The sequence below is a fragment of the Acidovorax sp. genome (genome assembly GCF_046339755.1).
Classification (GTDB): domain Bacteria; phylum Pseudomonadota; class Gammaproteobacteria; order Burkholderiales; family Burkholderiaceae_C; genus Acidovorax.
Map to the genome: position 1 here is coordinate 1 of NZ_JBKDTZ010000015.1, position 17,121 is coordinate 17,121.

The window sequence follows — 17,121 nt, forward strand, 5'->3', positions numbered from 1 at the left end:
GCCATGGGGACGAGCGGCCCGATTGCCCCATCCTCGATGACCTGGCGGGGGAGCTCCCTGCCCAGAAGCACTAGGCGCGCTTGCGCGCCGCCGGTGAAGCAGCAGCAGCAGCAGGTGCGGCCTTGCGCACGCGCCTGACAGGCACCTTGGCCACGGCCTGGTCCGTGCGCCGCAGCACCCCCTTGCACAGCGTCTCGATGCACTGCCCGGCCACCTGCTCGGCCGTGTACTCGCCACCGGGCTGGTACCAGCGGCCGATCCAGCTCAGCGCCCCGGCGATCACGAAGGCCGTCATCTTCGGGTCGCAGGGCTGCAGCGAGCCCTCTTCCACCCCTTCAGCCACCAGGCGGCGGAATTCCTTGTCGATGGCGGACTTGAGGCGCCGCAGCTCCACCCGGCTCTCGGGCGGCAGCTGCTCGTCGCCCACGCGGATCAGGCACTTGCCGAAATCCTCGGTGACGATGCGCGCATAGACCTGCATGCAGGTCATGAGCTGGTCGATGGCCTTGCCGCCGGCGGCGCGCGAAGCGGCTATGCCCTCCAGCATCATCTCCAGCCCCTTGCTCACGCACTGCAGCAGGATCTCGTCCTTGTTCTTCACGTAGTAGTACAGCGTGGGCTTGGTCACATTGAGCCGCGCGGCGATGTCGTCGAGCGAGGTCGCATGGAAACCCCGCTCGTTGAACAGCTGGGCCGCCGCCTGCAGCACGGCATTGCGCTTGGCCTCGCGCTGCTGTTCGCGGTGGGACGCGGGCGCCCAGGGCGATGCGGGCGGGCGCGGGTCGGCACTGCGGGGGGGCGACACGGTGGGGCTGGGCATGGCAGGCTGGTTCCTCGGGAAAGTACGGATGCTGATGGGGCGCAGTGCCTTCCAGAATCTACTCGCGAGTAAACAGTTTACGCACAAGTAGAACTTTTCCGCCACCTTGGCGAGAGTTTTCCGGTCAGCACAAACCCGCATTAGAAAGCCAATGGAGACACACCCACCCGGCATTCCCCCCGCCACGGCAGCGCCGCTGCTCGCGGTCGACGGCGTCACGCTGGCCTTCGGCGGGGTCAAGGCGCTCACCGGCGTGGGCTTTGGCGTGCAGGCCGGCTCCATCACCGCCGTCATTGGCCCCAACGGCGCGGGCAAGACCTCGCTGTTCAACACCATCTCGGGCTTCTACCGGCCCGCCAGCGGCGCCATCCGCTTCAAGGGCCAGGACATCACGCGTGTGCCCGCCCCCCGGCGCGCCCGGCTGGGCCTGGGGCGCAGCTTCCAGAACATCGCGCTGTTCCGCGGCATGACGGTGCTCGACAACATCAAGCTCGGCCGCCACGCGCACCTCAAGACCAACGTGCTCGACGCACTGCTCTACGTGGGCCGCGCGCGCCGCGAAGAGGCCGCCCTGCGCGCCGACATCGAGGAGCGCATCATCGACTTCCTGGAGATCGACCACATCCGCCACGCGCCCGTCTCGGCCCTGCCCTACGGCCTGCAAAAACGCGTGGAGATGGCCCGCGCACTGGCCATGCAGCCCGAGGTGCTGATGCTCGACGAACCCGTGGCCGGCATGAACCGCGAGGAGACCGAGGACATGGCGCGCTTCATCCTTGACGTGCGCGCCGAATGGGGTGTCACCGTGCTCATGGTCGAGCACGACATGGGCATGGTCATGGACCTGTCGGACCACGTGGTGGTGCTCAACTTCGGCCAGGTCATCGCCCAGGGCACGCCGGGGCAGGTGCAGGCCAACCCCGAGGTGATCCGCGCCTACCTGGGCGCGGGCAACGTGGGCGACCTGCGCGCCCGGCTCCAGGCAGCAGCCGCCACACCGCAGCAAGGGGCCAGCGCATGATGGACTGGGCCTACCTGTTCGAGATCAGCCTCACCGGCATTGCCGGCGGCGGCCTGTACGCCCTGGCCGCGCTGGCCTTCGTCATGGTCTACAAGGCTACGCGCGTGGTGAACATCGCCATCGGCGAACTGCTCATGGTCGGCGCGTACCTGTTCTTCACCTTCGCCGCCACCTTCGCGATGCCGCTGTGGCTGGCCATTCCCGCCGCGGTGCTGGGATCGGGCCTGCTGGGCGCGGTGATCGAGCGCACCATGATCCGCCCGCTGCTGGGCGAACCGCCGATCTCCGTCTTCATGGTCACCGTGGGCCTGGCCTCGGTGCTCGTGGGCCTGGTGGAGATGATCTGGACGGCCGACCAGCGCCGCCTGCCCGAGTTCATGCCCACCAAGCCCATCATGGTGGGCGATGCCTTCCTCGCGCCCAAGGTGTTCTGGGGCGCCATGATCGCCGTGGCCTTCATCGCCGCGGTGCTGCTGGTGTTCCGCTTCTGGCGCGGCGGCGTGGCGCTGCGCGCCACGGCCAGCGACCAGGCCGCCGCCTACTCGGTGGGCATCAATGTGCCGCGCGTGTTCTCGCTGGCCTGGGTGGCCTCGGCCATGATCGCCGCCGTCTCGGGGATCATCGTCGGCTCCATCGGCGGCATCTCGTCGAGCATGGGCGTGTTCGGCCTCTCGGTGCTGGTGGTGGTCATCGTGGGCGGGCTCGACAGCGTGCTCGGCGCGCTCCTGGGCGGCCTGCTCATCGGCCTGGTCGAAGCATTGGCGGGCGCCTACCTGGGCGGCGAATACAAGCTCTTGGCCACCTTCATCGTGCTCGTGGCCGTGCTGCTGGTGCGTCCGTACGGCCTGTTCGGCACCCACGAAATAGAACGTCTGTAAGGCCCGCCATGCGCATCGGAACCCTCAAGGAAAGCTACGTCGCCGACGCGGCGCTGTTCGACTCGCGCACGCAGAAGGTCTGGCTGGCCGTGGCCGCCGCGCTGCTGCTGCTCTTTCCCTTCATGGCCAGCGACTACTGGCTCTACCTGGCCTGCCTGGTCAGCATCAACGTCGCCAGCGCCACGGGCCTCAACATCCTCACCGGCTACACAGGCCTGGTGAGCCTGGGGCAGGCGGCCTTCATGGGCCTGGGAGCCTACACCGTGGCCGTGCTGGAAACGCGCGTGGGCACGCCCTTCGTGCTCAACCTGCTGGCCGGCGGCTTCGTGGCCATGCTGGGCGGCATCGTCGTGGGCATCCCCTCGCTGCGCGTCAAGGGCCTGTACCTGGCCATCGCCACCATCGCGGCATCCTTCATCGCGCACTTCATCTTCGCCAACTGGAAGTTCACGGGCGGCACCGGCGGCCTGAGCGTACCCCCGGCAAAGCTGTTCGGCCTGCCGCTCGACACCTCGTTCCGCCTGTACTGGGTGATCGTGCCGGTCACCGTGCTCATGCTGCTGGGCGCGGCCAACCTGTTCCGCACGCGCGTGGGCCGCGCCTTCATCGCCATCCGCGACCGCGATATCTCGGCCGAGGTGCTGGGCATCCCCCTGCTGCGCTACAAGCTGCTTTCCTTCGGCCTGTCTTCGTTCTATGCAGGCGTGGCCGGTGGGCTGTGGGCGTACTTCTTCCGCGTGGTCACGCCCGAGAGCTTTCCGCTGCTCATGTCCATCTTCTTCCTGGCGGCCATCATCGTCGGCGGCATGGGCTCCATCCTGGGCGGCATCCTCGGTGCGGTGTTCATGACCATGGTGCCCGAGCTGCTCAAGCTGGTGGTCGCCCTGCTGCCCGGCGGCAACGAGCTCACGGTGTTCCTCTCGCCCGTGCGCACCGTGGTCTTCGGCCTGCTGATCATCGGATTTCTGGTGTTCGAGCCACAGGGGCTCGCAGAAGTGTGGCGGCGCATTCGCCGCTTTTTCCATCTGTGGCCGTTCCGCAATTGACGGGCCCCGCCGCAGCCAAAAAACCATGAAGGAGACAAGCACCATGCCCCAAACCACCACCCCAGCCCTTGCATCGCAGCGCCGCCGCTCCCTGCTGCTCGCGGCCGGCGCCACGCTCGCCGCGCCGCTCACCGCCACCGCGCAGGCCAGCGGCGAGGACATCGTGATCGGCGGCTCCATCCCGCTCACCGGCGTGTTCGCGTTCGCGGGCGTGGGCATCAACGCCGGCATCGGCGACTACGTGAAGATGGTCAACGACGCCGGCGGCATCAAGGGCCGCAAGCTCAAGTACGTGCCCGAGGACACGGGCTACAAGGTCGACGTCTCCGTGGCCGCCTACAAGAAGATCACCAGCCAGAACAAGGTGAACCTCTACTACGGCGACTCCACGGGCTTTTCCAAGACCATCAACCCCGAGCTCGACCGCGCCGGCACCACGCTGATGGCTGGCGCCTCCTTCGCCAGCGAGCTCAACGACCCCAAGAAGAACCCCAACCAGTTCCTCGTCGGGCCCGACAACACCGAGATGTTCGGCATCCTGCTCAAGCACATCGCCAAGGAGAAGCCCGGCGCCAAGGTGGCCTTCGTGTACTCCGATTCGGAATTCGGCCGCGACCCCATCGACAAGAGCGAGGCCGCCGCCAAGGCGCTCGGCCTGTCGGTGCCCGTCAAGATCATGACGCCCGCGGGCAGCGTGGACGTCTCGGGCGAGGTCATCAAGCTGCGCCGCGCAGCGCCCGACTACACCATCTTCCACGGCTACATCCTCGCGCCCATCCCCGAGTTCATCACCCAGGGCAAGCAGCAGGGCATGACCAGCAAGTGGATGGGCACCTTCTGGACCATGGACAGCTCCACCGTGATGAAGATGGGCGAGGCCGCCGACGGCTTCATGGGTGTGATGCCCTACCGCTACTACTACGACACCGAGAAGGCACCCATGCTGGAGAAGATCCGCGCGCTGCGCCCCGAGTACCAGAGCACGGCCTACATCCAGGGCTTTCTCGCCGCCATGCTGTTCACCGAATCGGCCAAGCGCTGCCTGGATGCGGGCAAGCCCCTCGACGGCAAGAACCTCAAGGCCGCGCTCAACAGCATCAAGGACTTCGACACCGGTGGCCTGATCGGCGTGCCCATCACCATCAGCGGCAACTCCATCCCCGTGGGGCGCGTGTACCGCGCGGACATGAAGGCCCAGAAGATGGTCGCAGCCTCCGACTGGATCAAACTGTGACCAGCCTGCCATGACCGCGCACGCCACGCCGGACCATGTCCTCGAAGTCAATAACATCGAGGTCATCTACAACCAGGTCGTGCAGGCCCTGCGCGGACTGTCGCTGGCCGTGCCGCGCGGCCAGATCGTGGCATTGCTGGGCAGCAACGGCGCGGGCAAGTCCACCACGCTCAAGGCCATCTCGGGCCTGCTCGCGATCGAAGACGGCACGGTGGAGTCGGGCAGCATCCGCTTCAACGGCCAGCCCACGGCGGGCCTGGCACCGCAGCAGTTGGTGCGCAGCGGCCTCTCGCACGTGATGGAGGGCCGGCGTGTGTTCGAGGACCTCAGCGTCGAAGAGAACCTGGTGGCCGCGACCTATGCGCTCACGGGCCGGGGCGATGCCAGGCCCGACTTCGACAGCGTCTACAGCTACTTCCCGCGCCTGCACGAGCGCCGCAAGGGCCTGGCCGGGTACCTCTCGGGCGGCGAGCAGCAGATGCTGGCCATCGGCCGCGCGCTCATCGCCCAGCCCCAGCTGATCCTGCTCGACGAGCCCTCGCTGGGCCTGTCGCCCAAGCTGGTGGAAGACATCTTCACCATCATCGCACGCATCAACGCCGAGCGCGGCACCTCCATGCTGCTGGTGGAGCAGAACGCCACCGTGGCCCTGGCCGTGGCCCACCAGGGCTACATCATGGAGAACGGCAAGATCGTGATCGACGGCCCGGCCGAGCGCCTGGCCAACGACCCCGACGTGCGCGAGTTTTACCTGGGCATGGGCGGCAGCGGCGAAGCGAAAAGCTTCAAGGACATCAAGCACTACAAGCGCAGGAAGCGTTGGCTGTCATGAATCTTCCCGACCTCACCCTGCCCCAGATGCTGCGCGAGCGCGCGCGCACCGAGCCGGGCCGCGTGGCCATCCGGCAGAAGGACTACGGCATCTGGAAGCCCTTCACCTGGGCCCGCTACCACGAGCGCGCCTGCCACTTCGGCCTGGGCCTGCGCGCTCTGGGCCTGCCGGCCGGCGGCCATGTGGGCGTGATCTCCGAGAACCGCATCGAATGGGTGCTCGCGCAGATGGGCGCGGGCCTGGTCGGCGCAGTCACCGTGGGCGTGTACCCCACCAGCCCCACCAACGAGGTGGCCTACGTGGTCGGCCATGCCGACATCGAGGTCATGGTCTGCGAGGACCAGGAGCAGACCGACAAGCTGCTCGCCGCGCTGCCAGAGCTGCCGCGCCTGAAGAAGATCATCGTCATCGAGACCAAGGGCCTGCGCCGCTTCGCACCCGAGGCGCGCGCGCTGATCGCCACCTTCGCCGAGGTCGAGGCGCTGGGCGCCGCAGCGGACTCACAGGCGCTGGTGGACGAGGCGCTGGCGCGCCAGACCCTGGACGACCTGGGCCTGATGATCTACACCTCGGGCTCCACCGGCAAGCCCAAGGGCGCCATGATCCGCTACCGCAACATCCGCGGCGTGGTGCCCGGCATCGTGGATCGGCTGCAGCTCGACGCGGCCACCACCCACCTGTCCTACCTGCCGCTGTGCCATGTGGCCGAGCAGATGCTCACCAGCTTCGTGCCGGTGTACATCGGCTCGCAGGTGAACTTCGGCGAATCGATCCGCACCGTGCAGGAAGACCTGCGCGAGGTGGCACCCACCATGTTCCTGGGCGTGCCGCGCATCTGGGAGAAGATGCACGCCGCCATCCACATCAAGCTGCAGGAGACCGGGGGCCTGCGCCGCCGGCTGTTCCAGCGCGCCTTCGCCGCCTGCCAGCCCCTGGCCGAGAAGCCGCGCAGCGCCTGGAGCCTGGGCGAGCGCCTGGCATCGGCCGCCAGCTACTGGCTGGTGTTCCGTGCGCTGCAGAACTTCATCGGCCTGCGCGATGCGCGCGTGGCGCTCACCGGGGCCGCGCCCATCCCGCCCGATGTGGTGCGCTTCTTTCGCGTGCTCGGCCTGCCGCTGGTGGAGGTCTACGGCCTGACCGAATCCACCGGCATGGTCACCGGCCACCGGCTGGACCAGGTGGTGGTGGGCACCGTGGGCGTGCCCATCCTGGGCGTGGAACACCACATCGCCGACAACGGCGAGCTGCAGCTGCGCGGCGACATGGTGTTCGCGGGCTACTACCAGAACCCCGAGGCCACGGCCGCGAGCATCGTCGACGGCTGGCTGCACACCGGTGACGTGGTGCGTGAAGAGAACGGCCAGATCAAGATCGTGGACCGGCTCAAGGACGTCATGATCACGGCCGGCGGCAAGAACCTCACCCCTTCGGAAATCGAGAACACCATGAAGGGCAGCCCCTTCATCAAGGAATGCATCATCGTCGCCGAGGGCCGCAAGTTCGTCGGCGCGCTGGTGATGATCGACTTCGAGACCGTGGGCAAATGGGCCGAGGCGCGGCGCATCGCCTTCACGCACTTCCGCTCGCTGGTGGAAACGCCCGAGGTGCGCGAACTCATCGACACCGAGATCCGCCGCGGCAACGAGCGCCTGGCCCAGGTCTCGCAGATCCGCCAGTTCCACCTGCTCACCAAGGAACTGGACCACGACGACGGCGAGGTCACCGCCACCATGAAGGTGCGCCGCTCCAGCATCTACAAGACTTACGCCGCCGAGATCGAAGCGCTCTACCGCTGAGGAAACCCCGCCATGACCGACCACGCCGAGGCAGCGCCTCCTCCCCTGCTGATCGAACGCCAAGGTGCCATCGCCACCCTGTGCTTCAACCGGCCCGCCGCGCTCAACGCCATCGACGTGCCCATGGCCCAGGCCTTCCTCGCCGCCGTGCAGGCCATCGCGCAGGACCCTGGCGTGCGCGTGGTGGTGCTGCGCGGCGCCGGCAAGGGCTTCATGGCCGGTGGCGACCTGGCCACCCTGCGCGCCAACCCTGTGCAGGGCGCCATGGACCTGCTCACACCCCTGCACGCCGGCCTGGCCCTACTGGCGCAGATCGATGCACCCGTCATCGCCCAGGTGCATGGCGTGGCTGCGGGGGCCGGCCTGTCGATGCTGCTGCAGGCCGACTACGTGCTGATGGCCGAGGGCACGCGCCTGAACCTGGCCTACATCAATCTGGGCACCAGTTGCGACGTGGGCGCCTCCTGGTCGCTGCCGCGCCTGGTCGGCATGCGCCAAGCGCTGGAGATCGCGCTGCTCGGCGATGCCTTCACGGCCGAGGACGCGCTGCGCCTGGGACTGGTGAACCGCATCCTGCCCGCCGCCGACCTCGATGCCGCCACCGCTGCGATGGCCGAACGCCTGGCCGCCGGCCCCACCGTGGCCTATGGCGCGATGAAGCGCCTCATGCGCCAGTCGATGGAGCGCAGCCTGTCCGAGCAGCTCGATGCGGAGCAGCAGGCCTTTGCCCGCTGCGCAGCCACCAGCGATTTCCGAGAGGGCATAGCGGCCTTCCACGAACGCCGCCCCGCGCAGTTCAACGGGCGCTGAACCCGGTCGGCAAGCTCAGAACGGCGCCGATTCCGGGTCCGTGTCCACCGGGGCTGTTGCCGGCCCGGTGATGGCGCGCCCGCCCACATCCTTGCCGCGCGGCGCCACGGGCACGGCGGATGCGAGGCTGGGGCGCGAAGCGGCAACAGCGCCACCGCCGGAGCCGACACCATCGGACTCACCCCCCAGCGCCTCGATCAGGTCGGGGATCAGCTTGGACAGTTCGCCCGTGGCGATCGCCACATCGGTATCGAAGCCGCCGTCATCGGCCTTGGTGCCCTCGAACACCGTGTCCAGAAAGGACACCTTCTTGATCTGCAGCCCCTCGGTCAGCATCAGCGAGACGCGGTCGTCCCAGGTCAGCGCCAGCTTGGTGGGCAGCTTGCCGGCGGCGATGTGGGCCTGCACCTCCTCGATGTCGAGCGGGTGGCGCGAATAGCGCACCACGGCCTTGGCCTCGTCGGCGCTTTTCAGCTCGCATTCGCGGTCCACGGTAAAGCCCACGGGCGGCTCCTGCGTGCTCAGCCAGTGCGACATGGCCGCCTGCGGGCTGGTCTCGGTGTACAGCAGCGAGACCGACAGGCCCGGCAGCGACTCGACCAGCAACGACACCACCTCGTCGGCACGGCCCTGGCTGCCGGTGTCGAAGACGATGGTGCGTGCCTCCTTGTCGATCCACACCCACATCGAGCCCTGCTTGGTGAAAGCCATGGGCAAGAGGTCGAGCTTGGCCTCTTCCTTGAGCTCCTTGCTCTCCTTCTTGCCCGGCTTGCGCCCGGTTTCCTTCTCGATGCGCTCGGCCTTTTCCTTCACGCGGCGGTTGAGCACCGAGCCCGGCAGCACCTTGGACTCGACCATGAAGCGCAGGATCCACTGCCCGCCCACCGATTCGACCAGGGCGCCATGCTCTTCGCCGCGCGGCGGGACAAAGCCCAGCGACTTTTCCTGCGTGGCACCGCATTCCATGAAGGGCAGCTTGGCCAGCGCCTCTTCCACCTGCGTCAATTCCACCTGCCATTGCGGCGCAATGCGGTACACGATCATGTTCTTGAACACGGAAACAAACCCCCTGGTTGCCGGACGAAGCTGTCCACCGGTGCCTGCACGCCGAGAGCGCTGCGGCACGGAACCCTCCATTGTCGGTGCTCGGCACACCCTTGCGCACCAGGTTGCAGCGCGGCACGGGGGCAATGCCCGCGCCCGGCCCGCTTTTGCTCCGCTTTTGATAGCTGCAGCGCCGCGCGGACAAAGACGATCTTCTTGTCACAACTTTACACTGGGACAAACAACGTGCATGCGGGCGATACATGGCAGGCGGACACTGCAGTCAACCGCTGGAACCGTCGTTCCGGGGCCTCTTCCCCCCTCTGAAAGGACTCTCGCCATGGCCTTCCTGTCCCGCCAAACCGTTGTTGCCGCCTCCGTCCTCGCCGCCCTGGCCCTGCCGGTGCTGGCCCAGCCCACCCCCGCCAACCCGCCCGCAGCCGGCACCGTGGCCGCGCCTGACGCCCGCAAGGGCCCCGGCGAACACCGCGAACGCCACGAGGCCCGCAAGGCCCAGCGTGCCGCCGCACTCAAGGAGCAGCTCAAGCTGACCCCCAACCAGGAACCGGCCTGGAACACCTTCACGGCCTCCATGCAACCCCAGGGCGACCGCCCCGCGCGCCTGGACCGCAAGGACATGGACAAGCTCACCACCCCCGAGCGCATCGACCGCATGCGGGCCCTGCGCGCCCAGCACGCCGCCGAGGCCGACCGCCGCGGTGAAGCCACCAAGGCCTTCTATGCCGTGCTGACCCCTGAGCAGCAAAAGACCTTCGACGCCCGCACCCACCGCATGGGCCCGCGCGGCGAGCACGGCAAGCATGGCCCCCACGGCCACCGTGGCAAGCCTGCCGGCACACCCCCAGCCTCCCAGTCGTGAGCGGCAGGGCCACACTCCCCGGTGTGGCCGGCAGGCAGCAGATGGTGAAGGGCCCCTCGGGGCCCTTTTCCTTTTTTGCCGCCAGCAAGGCGAGGTGGCGGCCTACAAAACACCCTGGGAATGCATTCCTAAACTTGTTTACATACAGTTGTGTATGTCAAACCACGGAACAAAAACCATGAACTCCAAAACCGTCCGAACCACCGTCCCTGCGCTCGCGGCCACCCTGGCCCTGGGCTGCCTGGCAGCATTGCCCCAGGCCGTCCAGGCGCAAAACGCACAGGCATCGCCCTCCGTCTACGTCCAGGGCTCCCAGGCCCGCCGCGACACCGATGTCCTCACCATCGGCGCCACCCTGCCCTGGAAGGACTGGCAGCGCCCCCTCTGGGGCGGCCAGCTCACGGGCTATTGGGACATCTATGCCAGCCGATGGTCCTATGACGGCCTCTCGGGCCAGCGCGAGCACCTCAGCCTGGTCGGCGTCACCCCCACCCTGCGCCTGCGCATGGACGAGGGCCGTTCCGCCTGGTTCTGGGAGGGCGGCATCGGCCTCACGGTGGCCGACAAGCGCTACGAGATCCGGGACCGCACCTTCAGCACCCGCGCCAACTTCGCCTCCCACCTGGGCCTGGGCGTGAGCCTGGGCCAACAGCGCCAGCACGACATCGTGCTGCGGGTGCAACATGTCTCCAACGCCGGTATCAAAAAGCCCAACCCAGGCGAGAACTTCGTGCAGCTGCGCTACGGCTACCACTTCTGAGCCGGCCCCCGGTCCCGGCCCCGGAGCCCGCCACCCCGGCGGGCTTTTTTGTGCCCAGGCCCGTCCCGGTCTGTGGATAACCATGGGTATGGTTGCCGAACAACCGATTGCTTATCCACAGAGCTTGGGGATTTCCAAAAGTTGTTGTCACCCAACTGCAGAGTTCACCCCCGCGGCGCCACAGGGTTTGAGGCCACGCAAGTGCGCGCCAGCAATGGGAAAAAAGGGCTTGTCCACACAAACAGCCCTTGCTCTATTACTACTGCTATTGATTTATAGAGCTATCAAAGAATAACAAGCAAAGCCAACGCGGGGCATGGAACGCCACAGTGCTCCTGGAAAGCGGCCCGGTGGCGGGTTGCCGTGCCCTGCGCCTCGCGCAAGGCAGGAGGGAACCCACCCGTGGCTTGCGCAAGCCGACGAGTCCCCTGTCTGTCCCCCAGGTTCAGGGACTGGCTGCACCGGCCTGGACGGCCTGCAGAGGCCGCTTCGATGGCTGAGGTGAGGGGCAGAGGCCGTGGTGCCGCAGCCAGGGCTGCAAATGCCTCTGAGCAGGCCCCCAAAGTCCCTATCCCGGTGAAAAAAGCGGCCTGTGCCGGCAACTTCTCCCCACTTACGCAGCCCCTTGTGCATAACTTTGGGGGAATCGCTGGCACAAGCGCCTGGTTGTCCACAGCGAGGTGCCGTTTCCAGGTTTTGTCCCCGTTGGCGCTACAGCGGGACCCGCGTGCTGCGCACAGGGTTGGCGGCGACGCAAGTGCTTGTCACGCCAAAGGAAAAAGCCCTTGTCCACAGAAAAGCCGGTGCTTTACTACTACGACTATGTATTTATAAAGAAATTAAGAAGAAGACAGGGAACAACATCCCTTTGCGCCAGCACCCGGGCAGGGGCCAAAAAAGCGCACACCACTGGGCGTTGTTTCAGACGGGTTCTCAGAGCCAGAGGCCAGGAAACAAGCGCAGCCGGTAAAAACTGGCGCGCCCCAGGCCAGCGCCCCGCGCAAGGGCCGCCCCGCCGCGCTGGGGGCGTCCCCTGGGGGGAATGGCGCCGCAGGCGACTCAGGGGGGCTGCTTATCCAGGACTGCGCAGGAAGGCCTCCAGCCGGTCCACGGAGAGGGGGCGGCTGAAGAAGTAGCCCTGGTAGAGCTGGCAACCTGCGCGGGCCAGCAGCTCGCGCTGCTCGGCGGTTTCCACGCCTTCGGCGATGACCTCCAGGCCCAGGCTGCGCGACAGGCCGATGATGGTGTCCACGATGGCGGCATCGTTGGGGTCGGTCAGCAGGTCGCGCACGAAGCTCTGGTCGATCTTGAGCTGGTCCAGCGGCATGCGCTTCAAGTAGCTCAGGCTCGAGTAGCCGGTGCCGAAGTCGTCGAGCGAGAAGCCCACCCCATAGGAGCGCAGGGCGGTCATGGTGGCGATGGTGGTTTCCATGTCCTCCACCAGCAGGCTTTCGGTCAGCTCCAGCTTGAGCAGGCCCGAGGGCGCCCCGGTGATGGCCAGCACCCGCGCCACGTCGTCCACGAAGCTCGCATGGCGGAACTGGCGCGAACTCACGTTGACGGCCACCGTGAGGTGGCTCAGGGCAGGGTCGTCCTGCCAGCTGGCCAGCAGCTTGCAGGCGGTGTGCAGCACCCAGCGGCCCAGCGGCAGGATCAGCCCGGTTTCCTCGGCCAGCGGGATGAACTGCGCCGGCGAGACCATGCCGCGCTGCGGATGCGCCCAGCGCAGCAGTGCCTCCACCCCCACCACCAGGCCCGACTGGCGCACCTGGGGCTGAAAGTGCAGCAAAAACTCCTCCTGCGCCAGGGCCGAGCGCAGGTCGGTCTCCAGCGAGGCGCGTTCGGTCACCACCGCCTGCATCTGCGGGTTGAAGAAGCGCAGCGTGTTGCGGCCCGCTGTCTTGGCCTGGTACATGGCCAGATCGGCCTGCTTGAGCAGTTCACCCACGCTGGTCTGCTCGCCCGTGAAGGGCGCCACGCCAATGCTCGGCGTGCTGCGGTACTGGTAGCCGGCCAGTGCATACGGCAGTGCCAGCGTGGCCAGGATCTTCTCGCCCACCGACCGTGCGTGCAGCACCAGGTCGTCGGGCCGGCTGCTCAGCTCCTCGAGCATCACCACGAACTCATCGCCGCCCAGGCGCGCCACCGTGTCCACGGCACGCACGCAGGTGTTCAGGCGCTGCGCCACCTGCTGCAGCAGCAGGTCACCCTGGTCATGGCCCAGGGTGTCGTTGAGGGTCTTGAAGTTGTCCAGGTCGATGAACAGCAGCGCACCGCCGCGCTGGTGCCGCCGGGCACTGGCCAGCGCCTGGTGCATGCGGTCCATCAGCAGCATGCGGTTGGGCAGCCCGGTCAGCGGGTCGTAGAAGGCCAGGCGCTGGATCTCGCGCTCGGTGGCCTTGCGCTGGCGGATGTCGGTGTTGATGGCCAGGATGGAATGGGGCTGGCCGTTGTCGCCGCGCACCAGGGTCCAGCGGCCTTCCACGTCGATGGAACTGCCATCGCGGTGCTGCTGCACGATCTCGCCGGTCCACTCCCCATGCTCCAGCGTGGCCTGGGTGGCGCGGCGGAAATGCGTGGGGTCCCCGTACAGCAAGGTCTCGATCGACTGGCCCAGCACCTGCAGCTTCGACCAGCCGTACAGGCGCTCGGCGCTCTGGTTCCAGAAGATGATGCGGTGCTCCAGGTCGCGCACGATGATCGCGTCCTGGGCCTTGTCCAGCAGTGAGGCCTGGTGGCGTATGCGCGCATCGGCCACCTGGCGCTCGATCTCGGCCGAGGCACGGGCCGCGAAGATCTGCAGCGTGGAGATGATGAAGTTCGGATCGGCGATGGCCTGGCGGAACAGCACGAACACCAGGCCCACCACCTCGCCATCGGCATTGCACAGCTGCTGCCCGGCGTAGCCGCGCGCCTGCACCATGCGCAGCACGGGCGCCTCGGGATACAGCTGCTGCACCCCGTCGGCCACCACGAACTGGCGCTGGTTCAGGAGCTGCAGGCTGGGCGTGCCTTCCAGCGTGTAGTCGGTGGGCGCGAGGAACTGGCCATCGAGCACGGCCGCCAGCGTGCTCACCCGCGGGGGCTGGTCATGGTAGTGCGGCAGCAGGCGCACCACGCACCCGCCCTGGGCATCCAGGGCGTCGGCCATGTTGCGCACCAGCTGCTCGAAGAACTCCGTGCCGGTGCTGGCCGACACAGCCGCCGCCACCTTGAGCACCGAGGCCTGCAGCCGCTGCTGCGCCTTCTGCGTGCGCAGGCTGGTGATGCCGAAGGCCAGGTCGTTGGCCAGCTCCTGCAGCAGCGCGGTCTCCTCGGCACTGATCTGCAGCACCTGCGGGGCGTACAGGTACAGCAGGCCGAAGGTGCTGTCGCGGTCGCGCAGCGGCAGGCAGACCACGGCATGGAACCCGTGCTCCAGCATGCGCTCGGTCCAGTCCATGAAGTAGCGTTCCGCGCGGATGTCGCGCACGATCTCGGCCTGGCCCGAGCGCACGGCGCGGCCGGCGGGCCCGCGCCCGTAGCGCTCGTCCTCCGACCAACTGAGCTTCAGGGTCTCGAGGTAGTTGTCGTTGTGGCCTGCATGGGCCACCGGCTCGATGGACTTGCGCTCGTCGTCGCGCGCAAAGCCCACCCAGCCCATGCGGTAGCCGCCGATGTCCACCGCGATCTTGCAGATGGCCTGCAGCAGCGCCGCCTCGGAGGTGGCGCGCACCAGGGTCTCGTTGCAGGCACTGAGCAGGCGCTGGGCGCGGCCCATGCGTGCCAGCTCGGCCTCGTTGCGCACGCGCTCGGTCACGTCGGAGGCCAGCACCTGGCGCGCCGCCACGCCGTTGAAGTCGATGTTGCCCGCCGTGAGCTCCATGTCGATCAGGCTGCCGTCCTTGCGCACATGCCGGCGCACCTTGGGCCGGTTGCGCTGCTGCGGGTCGATGGCGCGCAGTTTGCGCTCGGCCAGTTCGCGGTGCTCCGGGGGCCACAGGTCCTGCATGCCCATGCGCAGCAGCTCCTTTTCGCTGTAGCCGTAGTGGTGCACCATGGCATGGTTCACGGCCAGGATGCGCAGGCTTTCTCGCTCGTACACCCACATGGGCTGCGGGTGCTCGTCGAACAGCAAGCGGTACTGCAGTTCCGAGGCATGCAGCTGCCCGGCCACGCGGCGCAACTGCACCGTGGCCCCGAGCGATTCGGCCAGGATCTCCAGGTGCGCGACATCGCGCCGCGAAAAAGCGTTGGCCTGGTCCGAGGTGACGGTGAGCGAGCCCACCACCATGTCCCCTGCGCGCAGCGGCGCCGCCATCACCGAGCGCACGCCACGGCGGTGCGCCATGGACTGCATGTCCCAGCCAGCGCCTTCGGTGTCGTTGCACAGCACCGAGCGGCCCTGCTGCAGCGAGGACCAGAGAAGGCCTTCATCCACCGCCAGCAGGTCGCCCATGGGCCGCACCATGTCGCCGGCCGAGGCCTTGGCCACCAGGTACCGGCCCTCGAGCAATTCCACCATGGCGCCGCGTGCGCCGGTCTGGCGCTGCACGGTCTCGGCCACCATGTGCAGCACCTCGGCCAGCGGCAGGTCGAGCGAGGAGATGCGCTGCTGCAGGTCCAGCAGTTCGGCATGGTTGTGCGTGTCGCGCTGGGCCTCCAGCTCGGTGGCCTTCTGCGCGCTGTGGTCGGCCATGCCGCCCACCATGCGCACGGCGCGGCCGCTGCTGTCGCGGATCAGGAAGCCGCGGTCCAGCACCCAGGCATAGCTGCCGTCCTGGCGGCGAAAGCGGTACTCGGCCGACCAGTGGCTGTCGGTCCCGTCGATGGCCGCATGGATGCCGCTGAGCACGGCTTCGCTGTCCTCGGGGTGCAGGCGCAGTGTCCAGGAGGTGCTGTCCGGCGGCAGCTCGCCGAGCGGCACGCCGAACAGGCTCTGCATGCCCTCGTTCCACCACATCGCGTCGGTGGTCAGGTTCCAGTCCCAGATCGCATCGGCCGTGGCGCGCGAGACGAGCTGGAAACGCTCTTCGCTGCGCTGCAGCGCCAGGTCGGCCTGGTGGCGCGCAGAGATGTCCTGGAAGGCCCCCTGGATGCGCACGATGCGGCCCTGCGCATCGCGCACCGCCTGGCCGGCGGTGCGCACCCAGAAATGCCGCCCGCCCGGCATGACGACTTCGGCCTCCAGGTCGAAGGGAGTGCCGTGGCGCATGCAGGCGCGGAAGGCCGCGCGCAAGGCGGCGCGGTACGGTGGCGTGTACAGGTCCTGGATCTGGCCCACGGTACTCACCCGCCGCGTCAGCCCGTAGGTGGCGGCAATCTCCTGCGACCAGCTCAGGCGCATGCTGGGCAGCTCCACGATCCAGCCGCCCACCTGCGCGATGCGTCCGGCCACGCGCAGCGTCTCGCCCTGCTCCAGCAACTCGCCGTGCATGCGGTCGCGCTGCTCCACCAGCTGGGCCAGCAGGCGCTGCTGGCGGCGCAGCTCCAGCTGCACCATGGCCTGCTCGGCCAGCACCGTGAGGCCGTCGAGCTGCTCGGCCGTGAGGCCGCGCACACGGGTGTCCAGCACGGCCAGCGTGCCCAGGGCAAAGCCTTCGCCATTGACCAGCGGCACACAGGCGTAGAAGCGGATGTGCGGGCTGCCGGTCACCAGCGGGTTGTGCGCGAACACGGGGTGCGCGCTGGCATCGCCCACCACCACCGGCTCCTTGCTGCCGTGCAGCGCGTGGGCGCAGAACGCGACGGCGCGGTCGGTCTCCTGGAAAGGGATGCCCACTGCGGCCTTGAACCACTGGCGCTCGCTGTCCACGAAATTGACCACCGCCATCGGCGTGCCGCAGATGCGCGAGGCCAGCACGGCCAGCTTGTCGAAGGCATCCTCGGACGGAGTGTCCAGGATGGCATAGGACTGCAGTGCATGGAGCCGCGCAGCCTCAGCGGTGGCGTGCTCTGGGTGCTGCATGCTCAGGCGCTCCAGCTGCCGCCCGGGCCGCACGCATCCACGTGTCGCAGACA

The 17,121-nt window shown here is 67.9% G+C and carries 12 protein-coding genes; 9 read left to right on the top strand and 3 right to left on the bottom strand.

The features are described from left to right. Nucleotides 1–70 precede the first annotated feature (70 nt). Complete coding sequence (locus ACK59X_RS01480) at nucleotides 71–820, bottom strand: TetR/AcrR family transcriptional regulator (protein ID WP_409954671.1); 750 nt, start codon at nucleotides 818–820, stop codon at nucleotides 71–73. Between the two features lie 151 nt (nucleotides 821–971). Between ACK59X_RS01480 and ACK59X_RS01485 the strand changes: the two genes are divergently transcribed. The 7 genes from ACK59X_RS01485 to ACK59X_RS01515 are packed head-to-tail and all read left to right on the top strand — an operon-like array spanning nucleotide 972 to nucleotide 8,437. Beyond that, a complete protein-coding gene (locus ACK59X_RS01485) occupies nucleotides 972–1,841 on the top strand; it encodes an ABC transporter ATP-binding protein (RefSeq protein WP_409954672.1) in 870 nt (289 codons plus the stop codon). Then, on the top strand, nucleotides 1,838–2,719 hold the full coding sequence (locus tag ACK59X_RS01490) for a branched-chain amino acid ABC transporter permease (RefSeq protein ID WP_409954673.1): 882 nt from the start codon (nucleotides 1,838–1,840) through the stop codon (nucleotides 2,717–2,719). Before ACK59X_RS01485 ends, ACK59X_RS01490 begins: the two co-directional genes overlap by 4 nt. 8 nt (nucleotides 2,720–2,727) lie before the next feature. After that, a complete protein-coding gene (locus ACK59X_RS01495) occupies nucleotides 2,728–3,765 on the top strand; it encodes a branched-chain amino acid ABC transporter permease (protein WP_409954674.1) in 1,038 nt (345 codons plus the stop codon). A gap of 43 nt (nucleotides 3,766–3,808) precedes the next feature. Further along, nucleotides 3,809–4,999: an ABC transporter substrate-binding protein gene (locus ACK59X_RS01500; RefSeq protein WP_409954675.1), complete on the top strand. Its 1,191-nt coding sequence runs from the start codon at nucleotides 3,809–3,811 to the stop codon at nucleotides 4,997–4,999. Nucleotides 5,000–5,009: 10 nt separating this feature from the next. Further along, complete coding sequence (locus ACK59X_RS01505; protein ID WP_409954676.1) at nucleotides 5,010–5,831, top strand: ABC transporter ATP-binding protein; 822 nt, start codon at nucleotides 5,010–5,012, stop codon at nucleotides 5,829–5,831. Next, a complete protein-coding gene (locus tag ACK59X_RS01510) occupies nucleotides 5,828–7,627 on the top strand; it encodes an AMP-dependent synthetase/ligase (RefSeq protein WP_409954677.1) in 1,800 nt (599 codons plus the stop codon). Before ACK59X_RS01505 ends, ACK59X_RS01510 begins: the two co-directional genes overlap by 4 nt. Before the next feature lie 12 nt (nucleotides 7,628–7,639). Continuing rightward, entirely contained in the window at nucleotides 7,640–8,437 is a 798-nt protein-coding gene (locus ACK59X_RS01515; RefSeq protein ID WP_409954678.1) for an enoyl-CoA hydratase/isomerase family protein, read from the top strand. Between the two features lie 15 nt (nucleotides 8,438–8,452). Here ACK59X_RS01515 and ACK59X_RS01520 read toward each other — a convergent pair whose 3' ends face one another. Beyond that, a complete protein-coding gene (locus ACK59X_RS01520; RefSeq protein ID WP_409954679.1) occupies nucleotides 8,453–9,493 on the bottom strand; it encodes a recombination-associated protein RdgC in 1,041 nt (346 codons plus the stop codon). A 328-nt stretch (nucleotides 9,494–9,821) separates the two neighbouring features. Here ACK59X_RS01520 and ACK59X_RS01525 point away from each other — a divergent pair, with 328 nt between their 5' ends. Together ACK59X_RS01525 and ACK59X_RS01530 are read left to right on the top strand one after the other, a co-directional pair. Further along, nucleotides 9,822–10,361, top strand: a complete 540-nt coding sequence (locus ACK59X_RS01525; protein WP_409954680.1) for a Spy/CpxP family protein refolding chaperone — start codon at nucleotides 9,822–9,824, stop codon at nucleotides 10,359–10,361. A 178-nt stretch (nucleotides 10,362–10,539) separates the two neighbouring features. Next, a complete protein-coding gene (locus ACK59X_RS01530; RefSeq protein WP_409954681.1) occupies nucleotides 10,540–11,121 on the top strand; it encodes an acyloxyacyl hydrolase in 582 nt (193 codons plus the stop codon). Between the two features lie 1,072 nt (nucleotides 11,122–12,193). Here ACK59X_RS01530 and ACK59X_RS01535 read toward each other — a convergent pair. Next, complete coding sequence (locus tag ACK59X_RS01535) at nucleotides 12,194–17,068, bottom strand: EAL domain-containing protein (protein WP_409954682.1); 4,875 nt, start codon at nucleotides 17,066–17,068, stop codon at nucleotides 12,194–12,196. Nucleotides 17,069–17,121: the final 53 nt, after the last annotated feature.

Excerpts from the sequence above, each read along its gene's own strand:
- ACK59X_RS01535 (WP_409954682.1), bottom strand. The coding sequence starts at position 17,068 with ATGCAGCACCCAGAGCACGCCACCGCTGAGGCTGCGCGGCTCCATGCA.
- ACK59X_RS01490 (WP_409954673.1), top strand. The coding sequence starts at position 1,838 with ATGATGGACTGGGCCTACCTGTTCGAGATCAGCCTCACCGGCATTGCC.
- ACK59X_RS01510 (WP_409954677.1), top strand. The coding sequence starts at position 5,828 with ATGAATCTTCCCGACCTCACCCTGCCCCAGATGCTGCGCGAGCGCGCG.
- ACK59X_RS01530 (WP_409954681.1), top strand. The coding sequence starts at position 10,540 with ATGAACTCCAAAACCGTCCGAACCACCGTCCCTGCGCTCGCGGCCACC.
- ACK59X_RS01515 (WP_409954678.1), top strand. The coding sequence starts at position 7,640 with ATGACCGACCACGCCGAGGCAGCGCCTCCTCCCCTGCTGATCGAACGC.
- ACK59X_RS01495 (WP_409954674.1), top strand. The coding sequence starts at position 2,728 with ATGCGCATCGGAACCCTCAAGGAAAGCTACGTCGCCGACGCGGCGCTG.
- ACK59X_RS01480 (WP_409954671.1), bottom strand. The coding sequence starts at position 820 with ATGCCCAGCCCCACCGTGTCGCCCCCCCGCAGTGCCGACCCGCGCCCG.
- ACK59X_RS01525 (WP_409954680.1), top strand. The coding sequence starts at position 9,822 with ATGGCCTTCCTGTCCCGCCAAACCGTTGTTGCCGCCTCCGTCCTCGCC.
- ACK59X_RS01485 (WP_409954672.1), top strand. The coding sequence starts at position 972 with ATGGAGACACACCCACCCGGCATTCCCCCCGCCACGGCAGCGCCGCTG.
- ACK59X_RS01505 (WP_409954676.1), top strand. The coding sequence starts at position 5,010 with ATGACCGCGCACGCCACGCCGGACCATGTCCTCGAAGTCAATAACATC.
- ACK59X_RS01500 (WP_409954675.1), top strand. The coding sequence starts at position 3,809 with ATGCCCCAAACCACCACCCCAGCCCTTGCATCGCAGCGCCGCCGCTCC.